Raw genomic sequence first — 15,991 nt, 5'->3', positions numbered from 1 at the left:
AACAAATTATTGCCACTATATAGATTAAGTGGTAATAATTGGAAATTAAACCTATCTAAATTCAGACATACTTAGAATATGATAATAGCAAATACATATGTTGCTGTTTTGGGTTCAATATGGAAAGGAATTGCAACGATTTCAATTTTATCTCTTCAATCACAGCATTATTCTTTTCAGTCTCAAGTAATGTCCAATATTTGGATTCGTTCCAAACAAATTCTCTTGTTAGACCAGAACCGCGTTGATTTATAAACCCCCAAAACCAAAGGTCATCCCAAACTTCCATTTCTTCAGAAGAATAATTATGCAGTAGCAGTTTATTTATTTTATGGAAATTCCATTTAGTTGTTGGGTCAATACGATGGAAAATTGCTTCAATTACAGCATCAACTGGCAAGAAAAATTTCTCGTTCACGTCTATGAGTTTGGGTGCATCGTCCCATATTGAATTTTGAAATTCATACTTAACATTATGTAAGTGATAAATGGTTTTGGTAAATAAGGCAGATGTTTTGTTGCCCCACCCTTTTTGTCTCAACATACCATAGTAAAGAGATTCATAATTATAGGCACCATTTTCTTTATCTGTTAGAAAATCGATGAATGTCTTAAAACTATGAAGCTGTAATTTATTCGAATATACTTTCTGAAAAAAAGGTGCAAGTAAGTCAATTTTAGGTTGGCTTTGTGTATTCGCTACGTGATGAAGAACTGAATATAATTTATCTTCGAGTGAATCGAACGGCGCTAAAAACCGGTTATAAGAATTTGATTGAACCCATTTATTATAATATCTGTTCTCATTCAAGAAATGAAATAAAGAAGATAATTTGGAATTCATTGTTGTATTCAAAATCAATTATTTTTCAAGGGTTACCGTTCCATTAGCATTAACCCAATAATGCTGTATACCTATCTTATTGAGCTCTGGAATAATACTGGCTATTGCTTTTCTTATTTGTTTATCCTCGGGATGAGCAATGGCAATTTTTGCATTTGGAAACGCAACTTTGGTTTCTAAGCATTTAATAATTGCTTTACCTAAATGAGTTTTAATCTGTCCAGAGTTGAAATAATCTCGTCGCTTTGTTGGCGAATCCTTATGTGCTTTTGCACCTTTTACCTCAATTAATAATTTTTTGTCATTCTTAACAGCTACAATATCATATCCTCTCATTTGGCCCAAGCAATAACTCTCTATCTCATAGCCTTGTTGAACCAAATGAGGCATCAGTAATTCAATGGTTTTATTTTCCGTTAGTTTTTCCATTTAAGCTAAAATTTCATACAATATAACTGAATTAAAAAACAAATAGACTTCGTGAAAAATAAGACGGGTTTCAAGCGAACTTAATTCACGATGTTGGCACGGGAATGTAGTTTTTCACGAAATAAAGGGAATGGGCTGAGTGGTATGTGATAGTTTGATTTACTTTGTTCAACGGCCTCCATTTTGAAATGAGTAGTTGTGTAGTTTGGCATTTAACTTTACAAGTATACTATTATAAAAAGCTACTCAAATTTTCAAAAGTATGCGCGATCATCAAATAATATTTAGCCATTATTGGGTACAGTATTTTATATCATTCATTGATTTTGAGCCAGTTATTTGCTCCACCACAAAGCCAATTAGCATTAAGTTCAGGCTTTTTAACAGTTTTGCTGCGTCCGCTGAACGTCTACCTCCTTTACCACAAGCAGTAACAAATTGAAAGTTTTTATCGAGTTGCGAGATTTTTTTTCTTTTAGCTCTTGAAGTGAAATATTCAAAGCACTTGGAATATGTGCTTGTTCATATTCTTCTTTGCTTCTTACATCAATGATTTGGATTTATTTGTTGTTTTTAAAGGCTTGTTTTACTTCATCCACTTCAATACATTCTTTGATTGTTTTTATTTGTTCTGGCATCCGGAATTTGATAATGAGCGAAGAAATAATGGTCAGGCCACCTATTAAGAAAATAGCATATTCAACTCCAAATAAATCAGCAATTATACCTGATATTATTGCACCAAAGGCATATCCTAAATCTCGCCAAAGTCTGAATGAACCGATACTTTCCGCACGTTGGCTTGGGTTTGTTGCTTGGGCAATGGTTGAGAGAAAAGTAGGATAGACCAATGCCGTTCCTAAACCCAAAATTGCCGAAATGGCTGCTAAAACATAAAAATCACTACTGAATGGAATGAGCAATATTGATAATCCTTGCAGAAGCATACCCCAAAATAGCATAGCCTTTTTTGAGTAGTGGTCAGACATTTTGCCCGTAAATAGTTGTCCTATACCCCAAACAGTTGGATAAATGGCCGTAATTATTCCGATATTCTCGTTGTTATAGTTCAGAGATAATAGGATGATTGGAAGCAAGCCCCAAATCATTCCGTCATTCAGATTGTTTACAAGTCCTGCCTGTGTAACTGAACTCAAAGTCTTGTTTTTAAAAGTCGTTTCTAAAAATATATTGTCAAGCTTAGCCGTTTTGTCGGTCGAACTTTCCTTATGAACAAAAATCCTTGTGTCTTTTACCCACACGGCTGTCAAAATAAAACCAACGATTGAAATGAATATACCAAGGTAAAATGGATAGGGTGTTATACCATATTTGTTAGCAATTAGGCCTGTCAAGAAGGCAACGACACCAACTGCAAAATATCCTGCAAACTCGTTTAAACCCATTGCAAAGCCACGGTCTTTTTCGCCAACAATGTCAATTTTCATTACTACTGTACTGCTCCAAGTTAACCCTTGGCTTACGCCCAATAACACATTTGCAAAAATCACAAAACTCCAACTGGGTGCATAAATCAACATAAATGGAATAGGAATAGCGATTAACCAACCGAATAAAAGTAAGTTCTTACGACCGAATTTATTGGCAAGCCGACCTGTATAATAGTTGGCTATTGCCTTGGTAATCCCGAATGCAGTAATAAACGAGAGAATAGCTGTCTTGGAAGCAACCCCAAATTCCAACTCGGCAAATTGCGGAAAGATAGCGCGCTCCAGTCCAATCATTCCGCCCACAAAGGCATTTACGATTACCAAGAGCGCAAACTGCTTCCAATTTTCTTTCAATCCAAGTTTGACCTTTTCCATTTTTAATAAATAAAAATATATAGTGCAACAAAGTTCAATCTATTTGATTGCGTTTCCTTTAACAAATGATAAATAATTACGTCAGACTTGCTCGAATACGGCTCAACGAAACTTGTGTAATTCCCAAGTAAGATGCAATGTGTTTAAGTGGAATTTTCTGAACCCAATCAGTAAAATTCAATAATTCTATATAACGTTCAGTAGCGGTTTTCAATTGAAAGCTCTCAATTCTTCTTATAGCATTGACAAATTCATTTTCAAAAATCAATCGGAACAGACGTTCTATATTATGGTAATCATCATATAATCTGAACAAAGCATTTGCATCAATGGTGAACATAATTGTTTTTTCAATGGTCTCAATACCTTTCGTAGTAGTTTGTCCTGTAAATAAACTTTCTGCTCGAACAATAATTTCATTTTTAAATGCGAAATGCTCAGTAATGTCATTGCCTTTATTGTAATAAAATATCCTCGCCCCACCTTCTTTTACGAAATATAATGTTCGGCACGTATTTCCAATATCTTGAACAATAGCATTTTTACCATATTGCTTTTCGATTATTATATTCTTTAATTCTTGCTTAGCTTCTTTTCCAATCTTATAGAAACTATCAAAATAATCAAGTATTTCCATATTTTTAAGTATTTCCTGAAAAACTCAGTACTTCTTTCCTTAACTAAATTACTATTCTTAATACATAACGGGTTTTTAACTTACCGTAAGCAGCGTTATTTATAATAATTAAAACTTTCAAATTATATATATTCTAATAGTTGTAAGTAATCTTTAGTTTGCATATAATTTGGTATAATATATGAATATAATGTTATCTGAGTTATGAAAATGAATTATCCTGTTTTGTAGAATTTAAAGCGGACTTAATTCACGATTTTGGCTCTGGAATGTAGTGTTCCTTCCCAGCATAGCGGGAAGGGTTAGCGGAATGGAAAGCTGAAATTGGGGATTGTGTCCAAGACGTTTGTAGTGAAGCTTTTTGCCCGAAGTGTAGTGGTTGCCTGCTTTTTCAGCAGGCAAGCGTGGAATGTAGGGGAATGTGCTGAGTGGAATTATAAAATTAATGTATAAAAAAAAACCTTCCTACCATAGTAAGAAGGTTTTTAATTGTAATTCGTTTACTATTTTTCCTTTTTCAGAACCAACTGATACACACAAGGAATTACCACCAAATTCAAAATAGTCGCCGACAACAAACCGCCCAAAATGACAACCGCCATCGGGCTTTGAATTTCACTTCCAGGTTCGCCACCTTTTAAGGCCAATGGTATCAATGCCAGCCCTGTGGTAAAGGCAGTCATTAATATGGGATTCAATCTATCTAATGCTCCTTTCTTTATCAATTGAAATCCTTGGATTCCTTCTTTTCTCAAATCTTCATATCGTGAGACCAAGAGAATACCGTTTCGTGTGGCAATACCAAACAAACTGATAAAACCTATAGTCGCTGCAATACTGATGATTTCTGATGTGAAGTAAACAATCAAAATACCACCAATCAATGCCAGAGGTAAATTGATTAAGACTACGAATGCCAGTTTTACATCCTTGAACTCATAATATAATAGCAAAAAAATGATGGCTATTGCAATAATGGCCGTTATCAATAGAAGCTGTGATGCTTTTGATTCACTTTCAAACTGTCCACCATATTGCACACGGTAGCCTTCCGGCATATTCACGTTGCTGCCCACAACTTCCTTTATTTCGTTTACCGCACCGCGCAGATCCCTACCTTGGACATTGGCGGCGACCACAATCTTTCGTTGTACATCTTCCCGATTGATTGTGTTTGGACTGCTTACCGATTGTACGGTCGCCAATTCGCCCAGCGTGGTTTGCCCGCCATCCGGTAAACTGATTAGAGTTTTATTGATGTTCTCAATATTGTTCCGAAATGGTTTTTCATAGCGAACCACCAAATCAAAATACTGTTGTCCTTCGTAAATTTCGCCTGCTTCTTCGCCAGCAAATGCGATATCTACTTGTTCCATCAAATTACCTACCGTCATTCCATACGCTGCTAAAATCTGGCGTTTGGGTTTGATGCGTATTTGTGGTACTTCAATTTGCTGGTCAACCGCAACATCTGCCAGTCCATCAATATCCTTGATGTTCTGCTCTACACTTTTGCCTACTTCAAACAGTCGTTGTAAATCTGATCCAAATATCTTGATGGCAATATTGGCGCGTGTCCCGGAAAGCATATGGTCAATACGGTGGGCGATGGGTTGTCCCAAGGTAATGTTGACACCTGGTGCAACACTCAATTTGTTTCGGACTTCTTCAAAGAATTCTTCTTTTGTTTTGTCCTCAAGTACAAAAGGCACATCAATTTCGGAAGCATTTACACCTTGTGCGTGTTCGTCCAGTTCGGCACGACCTTGTCTTCGTGTTACGACTTCTACTTCGGGCATATCCAACAGTATAGTCTCGATTAATTTACCTGTCTTATTGCTTTCTTCCAAAGACATTCCTGGTGGACCAACGACACTTATGACCAAAGAGCCTTCGTTGAATTCAGGAAGAAAACTCCGCCCTAATTGTGTGACCACTAAAAGACTTAACAGAAAGGCAATCACAGTTACGCCGATAATGGTTTTGGGAATTCGTGTTGCACGTTCCAAAAGGTTGCCATAATGCTTTTGTAACCATCGCTCCACACGTGTTCCTTCAGCCTGCTTGTTCAAAAGTTTTTCATTGTCCAATAAATAGGAACACAGAATAGGCGTTACCGTTACGGCAACTACCAATGAGGTTAAAACTGATGTTACAAAGGCTATTCCCAGCGGTTGCAACAATCGACCTTCCATTCCGCTTAAAAAAAACAAAGGAACAAATGATACGATGATAATTAAGGTTGCAATAATGATAGAACTTCGTATCTCTACTGAAGCGTCACGCACTACTTTTATGGTCGATTCCCGCTCCGCTTTCGGTTTTCTGATGTTTTCACGCAAGCGTTTATATACATTTTCCACATCAATGATGGCATCATCCACCAAAGCACCAATAGCGATAGCCATACCTCCCAAACTCATTGTATTTATGGTGTAACCCAGCCATTTTAAAATGATGATGGATACCAATAAGGAAATAGGAATTGCCAACAGAGATATGAGGGTCGTTCTCCAGTTCATTAAAAAGATGAACAGGATAATCATTACAAAAAACGCACCTTCTAAAAGAGTCATATTTAGATTACTAATAGAAGCATCTATGAAATCAGACTGCCTAAAGATTTGACTTTTGATGTTGACCCCTTTGGGCAATGTAGTTTCTAAATCTGCAATGGCTTCGTCCAAGCGGTCTGTCAGCTCCAAGGTGTTTACATCGGGCTGTTTAGAAATAGTCAGAATCACAGCGGGATTTGCGTTTAATGAACCATCGCCAATTTTATCAGCTGCACCAATTTGTACGGTTGCAACGTCTTTAATCTTGATGGTTTGACCATTCACTTCCTTAAGTACTGCTTCCTGTAAGTCTTCCAGCGCATAGGCTCTACCGCTTCCCTTAATGATGTACTGATTGCCATATTGATTGATGACACCACCGGGCGCATTTTGATTTGCTTCCTTAACGTGTTCTACCAATTCTGAGAGGCTCACGTCGTAATATTTCATCTTTTCAGGATTTGCAAATACTTGGTATTGCTTGTAATCGCCGCCAATGACCACCACATTTGCAATACCGCCAATGGCCTTTATACGAGGCCTGATGGTCCAGTCGGATAATGTCCGCAGTTCCATTGGCGATAGACTGTCTGATGTCACTCCCAAGAGCATTATTTCGCCCATAATGGATGAAATAGGTGCCATCGTTGGTGCACCGATTCCTTCAGGCAGGTTCTCTCGTACCATCGGGATACGTTCGCTTACAATTTGACGGGCACGGTAAATATCCGTTCCCCATTCAAATTCTACCCAAACAATGGAAACACCTGCCGCCGATGAGGAACGGATTCGCCTCACGTTGGGCGAACCGTTTAAGGCAGTTTCCAGTTGATAGGTCACTAATTTTTCTACTTCTTCAGATTCCATTCCGTGGGCTTCGGTAAGAATGGTTACCGTAGGTGCCGTGAGGTCTGGGAATACGTCCACGTTCATAGTACGCGCATAATAGATTCCCAAAACGCTCAATGCAACAGCTCCCAATAGAATGAGCAATCTGTTTTGAAGTGAAATTGATAATATTTTGTTTAACATCTCTCTTCGTTTTTAATGTTCGTGACCGTGTGCAGGTGTGGAACCTGACATTGAAGCCATTTTAACTTGATATGCTCCTGTTGTCACGACCACTTCGCCAACTTGTAGACCTTCCAATATCTCTACATTTTCGCCATTGCGCTTTCCAATCTGAACAGGTCGTCTTTCAAAACTTTCGCCTGATAGTTGAACGATAACTGAATAGCTTCCATAGTCTTCCAAGAGAGCATTCACAGGAATCATTGTGTTCTGTGTTGCATTTCCCATCGCTATCTGAACAGGTGTTAGACTTCCTATTGGCATATCGACGTTAGCATTGACTTCTGCAAAAACAGAAATCAAAGGGTTTTCACGTTCCACGTCCTTACCAATCGAAAGTATTTTGCCCTCGGCATCAGTTACGTCTTTCCATAGGTTATCATTATCCTGATACCATATACCTTGTACATTGCCCATCGCAAGTCCGTAGTTGGGTGCTAACTGCGCTTTTAAAACTCTGGATTGATGCGTCCCAATGGTTACAAGCGCTACGCCTTGTTCTACGTAATCGCCATTGGAAACGGTTATGGATTTGATAAAACCATCAAAAGGTGCACGTATTTGTTTGCTTCCGCCCGAGACACCGGATACCAATGATTGATAATTGGCTTTGGCTATCTCGAAACTGCTCTCTACTTTTTCAAATTCAGATTTCGGGACTATTTTGGATTCGTATAGCTCTTTCTTTCTTTCATATTCCGATTTGGCCTGTTGGAATGTCGCTTTCGCGGAAGCGATATCCGTACTTAAATTATTGGATGCCAAACCTTGACTGTTCAAGCTCATCAACAACTGACCCTGTTTTACCGCTGTACCTTCGGTTAGGTTATTAACTTTAAAATCTACCACACCATTGGATTTTGCCGCCAAGGACTTTGTAGAACCTGGCGATGGCATCCAAACACCAGACGTATTGATAACATCGTAGATTTTACCTGAAACTACAGGCGCCGTCTGAAAATCGATTTTCCAAGCTTGTTCCTTTAAGAACGAGATTCCTTCATCTTCTTCTTCCGTACCTAAAGCTTCTAAGGCTTCATCCGTAGTGGCATATACTACTACATCATCTAGGGAAATTTTATCTGAATACTCTGGCGTCTTCAATTCAAAAACCAATTGATAGTTCCCAGCTTCTTTTGGTTGTATGGCAGGCGAAAAAATACCCGGTGACGATGGCGCATCTGCCGTATTTCTGATGCCCTTTCCATCTTTTATTAAACTGACCGTAACAGAACCTTCTGTAACAGGTCGATGTTCGTCCAGTACGGTAAAGTGAGCTGCAAATCGACTTCCGTTACCTACTACAAGTGCAGGAAATTCAACAAATAGCTCCGTTTTGTCCGTCCAGATGGTATGGCTCAATCGTGGAATTTCTTCGCCTACGTGACTGCCATCGGCATTATGTGCGTGTGCATCTTCTGCCTTGTTATTGCAAGACATAGCCAAAAAGGCAAGCACAATTATTAAATATTTCATCTTTAGTATTTATTTGGGTTTTTAATGGTCGTGGTGTTCTGAACCATCATCGTGTTTGTGGGTGCCAGAATCATCGTCTGAATGGTTACCGTCTGAATCGTGGTCGTGCCCGTGGTCATTAGTCTTCGTTCCCATAGAATCTTTTCCTACTTCAAATTCTTCTTGCTCTATGTCTTCCTCGTGCATATGGCTTCCGTCTTCATTGTGTTCGTGACCGTGGTCATCTGTACTCTCTTTTTTTGTTTCCCTGCAAGAGGTTACCAAAAATGTTGATGCGATTGCTATTGCGAATATTGTTTTTGAAATTTTCATAATCTTTGTTTTAAAGGTTTATAATGTATGTTTTAATATTTGTGCCTGAAGTAATTGTATTTCCTTTTCCATCTGCAACATTCTGTCAGATGCATTGCGGTAAAACTGAAGCTCTACATAGTAATCCATAAACGAATATTCGCCCAACATATAGGCCTTAAAGAGCAGTTGTTCGCTGTTTAAGTTGCCCATTGTGGTTTGATACTCATTGTATTTTTCGAGCATCAATTCGTATCGATTGTATGTTTCTTGAAATTGGGAATAGAGCGAAGCGGTAATCACTTGCGTATTCGATTGCTGATACTCATAATCGGCTTCTGCCGCTTTAACCTTGTTCTTGCTGTTCCACAACGGAATGGAAAGACCACCGTAAAAACCTGAATAATTGCTACCACTAACACCCTGATAATTGTAACCGAGTGCCACATTTGGTAAGACCTTGTTTTTTTCCAGTTTTACTTTTTGAAGCGAAGCTGTTTCAGCAGCCTTTAAACGTTGCAAAGAAGGATCGTTTGCCAATTTTTCTTGCCAAAGCGTTTCGACCGCAACAACTTCGATAGGCAAATCGATACCTGCTGTAAAACCATCAATGGCATTCCCGCCGTTCAATGTTCTGAGTTTGGACAGTACAATTTGGATTTCGCTTTCAATCTGTTGAACAACGAATTGCTCTTGAATCCAAGCGATTTTCGCCTTGTTCAAATCCAAAATACCCACTTGCTCTTTATCATAAAGCTCTTGAATCTGGTCAAAAACCTGTTTGCTTTGGGTTCGTCTTTCGGTTTCAACGGCTTTCTGCTTTTTAAGGAAAACGAGTTCAACCAATACCGATTTCGCTTCCAACAAAACTTCCTGCCGCTTTTTGGCATAGGACGTTTGCAGTTGTATCGACTTTAGGTCGTTCCATTTACTGCGTGAACCATAAACCGTCGGAAATTCGAAAGATTGCGATATTTGATATTCGGAATAATTTCCCGTTGCGTTATCGCCAAATGGCAAATAATAGCCTAAAAGCTGTGGGTCGGGTAAATTATTGGCGCTCTTGTTTTCGAGTTGTTGGCTTTCAATGAACGATTGATAGCCTTTTAACTCTGTGTTGTTCTGTTCTATTTCGTTAAGCAGTTCCCCAATGTTTTTATCCTGTGAGAAACCGCTAACAAAGAACAGGCATCCGCAAATCGCGGACACGATGAATTTATTCATTGTTTGAAATTTTAGGTTTAATCTTAATGTATAAGAGGATTCCTGCCGTAGCGGTAGGTAATCCTAAATGATTAACCTAAAGATGGTGGGCCCCGTAAATCGAGGGATGAGAGGTAAGGATTGAAATAATAACTTGGTGGCTGATAATTTGGGGGCTTAGCGTTTAGCCTATTATCAACGACATAAAATTCTTGAAAATCAGATACGGCTTTTACAATATTGTCATCTACAGTAGTCTGTTGCTCAACAGTATTCCTTTTAAGAACAACAATATCGCTGGAAACCGTGGAATGAACGTGCATATCCATAAAGAATCCAAAGAAACCGTATGGGGATTCTTCTTTCTCGTGAGAACTGTCATCGTGATGATGGTGTTCGCCAGTATGGGCAATATCTGAATGGGAATGCGTTTCCTCGTGCTGATGATGCAAATGTGGAAAAACCTGATGCAGCATCATTAGACTAAACAAGCCTAAGAAGAAAAATGCTGCTATTTTATTTGGATTTTGCATCACTTACAAAACTAATGAAAATTAATTTTACTTTTCAGTTTCGCAGATAGAAAGAAAACATTTAAATAAAATATTCAAAAAATTATTTTTTTAATGTGGCAATCTGTCCTTAATCATACCATATAAAAAAGTTCCAAACAGCGCGCCGATAAGTACAATTAGAATTGAAGGAAACCCAGCACCTATTAATACATATATAGGGCCTGGACAAACACCTGCCAATGCCCAACCCAATCCAAAGATTATTCCACCAATAAGATACCGAGCAACACTTTTATTCTTTGGCTGCAAACTCATTTCGCTTCCATTCAAAGGTTTGATGTTTTTTCTTTTGATGACTTGAATACCAATAACACCAAGAACCAAGGCGGAACCTATAATACCGTACATATGAAAGCTGCCAAACTGGAACATTTCATAAATGCGAAACCACGATGCAGCTTCAGATTTAAACATAATTATTCCGAAGAAAGTACCAATAACTAAGTATGTGATATAACGCATAATTTAAAAGATAATAGGGTATAATAAATGAATCATAACAAGTCCACCAATGAAGAAGCCTATGACGGCTATCAACGATGGTAATTGTAAATTACTCAATCCAGAAATGGCGTGACCAGATGTACAACCACCGGCATATCTTGCGCCAAATCCCACAAGTATTCCACCAATTAGCAAAATGGCAATGTTTAATGGGTTAGCAAGATTTTCGGCAGCAAAGATTTCAGTTGGAAGGTATGCTTGGCCAGCACTCTTGATGTTGTAATCATCAGATAGTTGTTGAGCGATTTCGGAATTAATGTTTACTGTATTTTCACTCAAATAGGTGGATGCAATAAAACCGCCAAGAATTGCACCGAGTACAACCATCAAGTTCCATCGTTCGGCCTTCCAATCAAATTTAAAAAATTCAGATGCTTTTCCAGCGCCCACAGCAGCACAAGCTGTCCGAAGGTTTGACGACATTCCAAATTGCTTACCAACGAGCAATAAAACGAACATCACAAGGGCAATAAGTGGTCCCGCCACATACCACGGCCACGGTTCATATATCAAATCCATATTATAAAATTTATGCAAAGATGCTGATTTCAATATAGCCAAACGGTAACAATAGTTACATTAATCTGAATTGATTTTTATTATCATTAAATAAAATTGAAGATTATGACACGTAATAAAAAATTAAACTTGATTTCTATACTACTCGCTTTAACTGCCCTTGCAATGATTGTTGTTGGCATTGTTATGAAAATACCAGCGCCGGCAATAACGGGTGTTGGATTTTTGTTAATAGTTTGGGCATTTCAAGTACTAAAGTGATAAAACCTGAGGCTAACGTATTTGTTTTTTACGTATATCCTACCTGTTTTAAATTATATTAAGTTAGGTAACAAAGGTTACACATAGAACAAACCCTTTCTCTTATTTTTGTATCAATTGTGAAATCTAAAACTTATATAGCGTTATTTCTTACATTCATCTTTATGGCGAAGTTTATCGTCATCGATGCAAGTGGGTTGAACGCTTTGTTCAGCGGAAATGACATATCTTTTGTAAAACCTAATTGTAAAAAGAAAAACTCCCCAAAACAGACAAATAAAACAATCGAATTTTCGCAAGTTGACATTAGCACTTCACAAGTTGTTATGCTAAATGGTATTTGTACCTCGCAGTTTCAATTTGAATTTTTCTCTTGGGAAACAAATATTTCAAGACCTACAGCAATTTTCAATGAACATTTTTTTTCAGTACTAAGTTATCGCTATTTAGATAACGATTCTCCGCCACCACGTTTGGTGTAATCACTTTTTTATAAAATTTTAAAGTTGGTGCTTCCGTACTGCTCTTTCACACATCATAATTATGGTCTGTTAAACCATTATGGATAAACACCACGCAAATTCAATCATTTTTTACATCATTTATAATGACGACAAAAATTTTAATAAGCCGTCGTTCCATACAACTATTACGCATATTGGTGAGCGGCATATTTCTCGTTGCAGGTTTTAATCACTTGCTTAACATAGAGAAAACTGCCAAACGTATTGAACAAGCCAGTTTTAAGGGTATTGCCTATTTCTTTGGCGAACCTCAGTGGCTAATCATTATCTCTGGTATCGTAATGTTAACAGCAGGTTTTATATTCCTGATAGGATATAAAACCAAATGGGCGGCAATAGTTTTGATGACGGTTTTAATACCCATCACATTAACGGTTCAAGTAGGGCAAATTACAACCCTTGGACCACTCTTTAAAAATATAGCAATTCTCGGTGGACTTCTTTTTTTTATACTGAACGACACCAGTAACCTTTTAAAATAAATTAAAATGAAAACAATTTTTTATAGTACAGTAGTAATAGTAATGACTCTTTTTACAAGTTGTAGTTCCTTAGCGCAAAACACTGTAGATACAAACAAACATAATTATGTGGTACTCACTAAAAAAGTGCCCCAATTAGAACCAATAATTTTAACTGCGGAATCATTAAAAGAAGAAGATGGTAGCAATTTTGGTCAGTTTGAAGTTATCGTTTGCGGCAAGGAAATTGGCGATATTACAGATAGCTCTAAAATGAAAAGCTTTATAGAGCGTGCTGAAAATGCTGGTGTCCAATTGGTGGCCTGTGGTTTTTCGCTCAATAAATTCAAGGTTGATAAAACGAAAGTACCCAAAGAAATGAAAACCGTCGAAAATGGTATTCTATACAACTTTCAGCTTCAGAAAATAGGATATAAAAGTTTAAGCCTATAATTATGAGAATATTTAAGAAAAGTGTCATTGCAGCTCTTTCGATAATTGGAATACTATTGGTTTTGGTCTCGTGCAAAACAGAAATATCGAATGGAATGGGAACAAACAATTCTGTACGAGACACCTTGATCATCACTGTATTACAAACTGCCGATATACACGGACAGCTTGATACACATCCCGAACTTTTTTGGGAAAACGAGAACGTACTTTTTAAAAATCGTGGCGGTTTGGCCAATATAAAGACGCTCTTTAAAATGGAACGACAAAAAAATCCCAATAGAACAATTATAGTTGATGGTGGCGACTTAATACAAGGCAGTGGTTACACGGCGCTGTCTGAAGGTAAAGTAATGCCCGAACTCATCAAAAATATGGGCTATGACGTCATCATCCCGGGTAACTGGGAAGTGGTGTACGGCAAGGACGTGATGATAGATGTGATGCAAGGATATGACACGGATGTCATTGCACAGAATATGTACCACGAAAAAAGCGAAGAACTTTTGTTTCCCGCTTATTCTGTTAAAGAAATAGAAAGTGTTCGTATTGGCTTTATGGGCATAAACGATCCTGACGTTCCCGTTAGGCAAAATCCAATTTTTAGTAAAGGGATTGCCTTTAGTGGTCTTACCAATGATTTGAAAAAGCAAGTGGATGATTTAAAGGTCAATGAAGACTTGGATGTACTTTTTTTAGTGACGCACTTGGGTATTTTTAAACAGGTAGAACTCGCCAACAATACCCTTTCAGAAAATGTAGATTACATATTAGGGAATGACACACACGAGCGCGTTCGCAAACCTATACAAGGCAAATTCGCAAAGGTTACCGAACCAGGTGCGTTTGGTTCTTTTGTTGGTAAGCTTACCTTGCATTTTGTGGATGGCATATTGGTGGATGATGATTATGAACTTATTGATGTTGACCCAGAGGTTTTCCCAGCTGATAAAGAAGTACAAGCGCTTGTTGATAAGGCAAAAGCGCCCTACGAAGAGCATTTGGAAACAGTGATTGGGTACACAAAGACACCTATTTATCGCTATCTTACTGTTGAAAACCCAATGGACAATATGATTACCGATGCCGCACGTTGGAAAACGGGTGCTGATATTTCAATATCAAACGGTTTTAGATTTGGTAATCCCATCATTCCCGAAGACGGGAAGCCTGCACCTATTACTCGTGCAAATCTTTGGAATTTACTACCTGTAAACGAAAAAGTAAAGACAGGAAAGGCGACTGGTAAACAGATAAAAGATTGGTTAGAAAAGGAAATGCACAATGCCTTTTCCCAAAACCCAACCGAACGTTTTGGCGGCTGGTTGGTTCGGTTCTCTGGAATGAAAGTTAATTTTAATAGTCAAAATGAACGTGGAAACCGTATCTCAGCAATAACGGTTAACGGCGAGCCTATGAAAGATGACAAATTCTACACGATTTCTGCTTGTGTACGACCAGGCGACCCAATTGATAATCTTTGCAGGATGACTAATGTGAAAGATGTGGAAGTAATGGATTATACCATTCACGATGTGGTAGAGGAATATCTTAAAAAAAATTCGCCCATATCGCCCACCTTGGAAGGAAGAGCCTATTGTGAATATCTCGGCACGTATTCCTTTTCGACCGTGCCCAAAACTAACTATAAATTTCAATAAAAATTAAAGTTATGAATACTAAGAAAGAAAATAAAAACAAAAAGAAAACGTGGATACAATATGGAATTTTTGCGATAGTGGCCATTACACTTTACGCAACTGGTTTACATACAGAAGTCGTAGGTTTTGCGCAACGCGGATTACTCGCTACAGGCTTGATGAATCCTGATGTAGAAGAAATTGCGCAGGTAAGAAACAATGAAAATAACGATGAGGCATCAATGCCAAATCTTACCAAAGCAGATTTGAACCTAAAATTGATTGACGCTGAAGGCAAAACAAGGTCATTGAAAGAATTTAAAGGTAAGGTTATATTTTTGAATTTTTGGGCAACTTGGTGTCCGCCTTGTATTGCCGAAATGCCCAGTATCGATGAATTGCACGAAGAAATGGGCGATGAAGTTGCGTTTGTAATGTTGTCCTTCGATGATGATTTTGAAAAGGCTAAAGATTTTGATAAGCGCAAGGGTTATGATTTACCGATTTACGCTCCTGCGAGTAATCTTCCAGAAATGTTCCAATCATCTTCATTACCAACAACCTATATAATTGATGCGGCTGGCAATTTGGCTTTGACTCATAAAGGTATGGCCGATTATAGTGACCAAGAATTCAAGGATTTTTTGTTAGATTTAAAGTAAAAAACAATTAAAAAAAACGGCATCAATTTTAAAGTTGATGCCGTTAACCTATATGCTTTT

17 protein-coding genes are annotated in these 15,991 nt (G+C 37.9%); 5 read left to right on the top strand and 12 right to left on the bottom strand.

Features of this window, described 5'->3' with window-relative positions; translation table 11 throughout:
* Positions 1–61 precede the first annotated feature (61 nt).
* From HM983_RS01500 to HM983_RS01445, 12 genes are all read right to left on the bottom strand, one after another.
* A complete protein-coding gene (locus HM983_RS01500) occupies positions 62–844 on the bottom strand; it encodes a hypothetical protein (RefSeq protein ID WP_115122611.1) in 783 nt (260 codons plus the stop codon).
* Between the two features lie 18 nt (positions 845–862).
* Positions 863–1,273: a hypothetical protein gene (locus tag HM983_RS01495; protein ID WP_115122610.1), complete on the bottom strand. Its 411-nt coding sequence runs from the start codon at positions 1,271–1,273 to the stop codon at positions 863–865.
* 380 nt (positions 1,274–1,653) lie between these two features.
* Entirely contained in the window at positions 1,654–1,824 is a 171-nt protein-coding gene (locus HM983_RS16005) for a rhodanese-like domain-containing protein (protein ID WP_394340208.1), read from the bottom strand.
* A 9-nt stretch (positions 1,825–1,833) separates the two neighbouring features.
* Positions 1,834–3,099, bottom strand: a complete 1,266-nt coding sequence (locus tag HM983_RS01485; protein ID WP_115122608.1) for an MFS transporter — start codon at positions 3,097–3,099, stop codon at positions 1,834–1,836.
* Between the two features lie 76 nt (positions 3,100–3,175).
* Positions 3,176–3,736 (bottom strand): Crp/Fnr family transcriptional regulator, encoded by a 561-nt coding sequence (locus tag HM983_RS01480; RefSeq protein WP_115122607.1) that lies wholly within the window; start codon positions 3,734–3,736, stop codon positions 3,176–3,178.
* A gap of 503 nt (positions 3,737–4,239) precedes the next feature.
* Positions 4,240–7,323, bottom strand: a complete 3,084-nt coding sequence (locus tag HM983_RS01475) for an efflux RND transporter permease subunit (RefSeq protein ID WP_115122606.1) — start codon at positions 7,321–7,323, stop codon at positions 4,240–4,242.
* A gap of 12 nt (positions 7,324–7,335) precedes the next feature.
* Positions 7,336–8,838, bottom strand: coding sequence for an efflux RND transporter periplasmic adaptor subunit (locus tag HM983_RS01470; protein ID WP_179343512.1), 1,503 nt, complete (start codon positions 8,836–8,838; stop codon positions 7,336–7,338).
* A gap of 21 nt (positions 8,839–8,859) precedes the next feature.
* Entirely contained in the window at positions 8,860–9,150 is a 291-nt protein-coding gene (locus tag HM983_RS01465; RefSeq protein WP_218841797.1) for a hypothetical protein, read from the bottom strand.
* Positions 9,151–9,168: 18 nt separating this feature from the next.
* The gene (locus tag HM983_RS01460) at positions 9,169–10,353 is read right to left on the bottom strand and encodes a TolC family protein (protein ID WP_179343510.1); all 1,185 of its coding nucleotides are present in this window, start codon (positions 10,351–10,353) and stop codon (positions 9,169–9,171) included.
* Between the two features lie 71 nt (positions 10,354–10,424).
* Complete coding sequence (locus HM983_RS01455; RefSeq protein WP_179343508.1) at positions 10,425–10,865, bottom strand: hypothetical protein; 441 nt, start codon at positions 10,863–10,865, stop codon at positions 10,425–10,427.
* Positions 10,866–10,955: 90 nt separating this feature from the next.
* The gene (locus HM983_RS01450; RefSeq protein WP_179343506.1) at positions 10,956–11,369 is read right to left on the bottom strand and encodes a DUF6691 family protein; all 414 of its coding nucleotides are present in this window, start codon (positions 11,367–11,369) and stop codon (positions 10,956–10,958) included.
* Positions 11,370–11,372: 3 nt separating this feature from the next.
* Positions 11,373–11,930: a YeeE/YedE family protein gene (locus HM983_RS01445; protein WP_115122601.1), complete on the bottom strand. Its 558-nt coding sequence runs from the start codon at positions 11,928–11,930 to the stop codon at positions 11,373–11,375.
* A gap of 425 nt (positions 11,931–12,355) precedes the next feature.
* On the opposite strand from HM983_RS01445, the gene HM983_RS01440 reads away from it, so the two are divergent.
* From HM983_RS01440 to HM983_RS01420, 5 genes are all read left to right on the top strand, one after another.
* Positions 12,356–12,673 (top strand): hypothetical protein, encoded by a 318-nt coding sequence (locus tag HM983_RS01440; protein WP_115122600.1) that lies wholly within the window; start codon positions 12,356–12,358, stop codon positions 12,671–12,673.
* A gap of 125 nt (positions 12,674–12,798) precedes the next feature.
* Positions 12,799–13,197 (top strand): DoxX family protein, encoded by a 399-nt coding sequence (locus HM983_RS01435; protein ID WP_115122599.1) that lies wholly within the window; start codon positions 12,799–12,801, stop codon positions 13,195–13,197.
* A 6-nt stretch (positions 13,198–13,203) separates the two neighbouring features.
* A complete protein-coding gene (locus HM983_RS01430; RefSeq protein WP_115122598.1) occupies positions 13,204–13,629 on the top strand; it encodes a DsrE family protein in 426 nt (141 codons plus the stop codon).
* A 2-nt stretch (positions 13,630–13,631) separates the two neighbouring features.
* Positions 13,632–15,290: a bifunctional metallophosphatase/5'-nucleotidase gene (locus HM983_RS01425; protein ID WP_179343504.1), complete on the top strand. Its 1,659-nt coding sequence runs from the start codon at positions 13,632–13,634 to the stop codon at positions 15,288–15,290.
* Between the two features lie 11 nt (positions 15,291–15,301).
* Entirely contained in the window at positions 15,302–15,931 is a 630-nt protein-coding gene (locus HM983_RS01420; RefSeq protein ID WP_115122596.1) for a TlpA family protein disulfide reductase, read from the top strand.
* The last annotated feature ends 60 nt before the right edge of the window (positions 15,932–15,991 follow it).

Origin of the sequence: Winogradskyella ursingii (assembly GCF_013403975.1) — a bacterium.
Taxonomy (GTDB): Bacteria; Bacteroidota; Bacteroidia; order Flavobacteriales; family Flavobacteriaceae; genus Winogradskyella; species Winogradskyella ursingii.
This window is presented reverse-complemented; position numbering and strand designations above follow the sequence as displayed.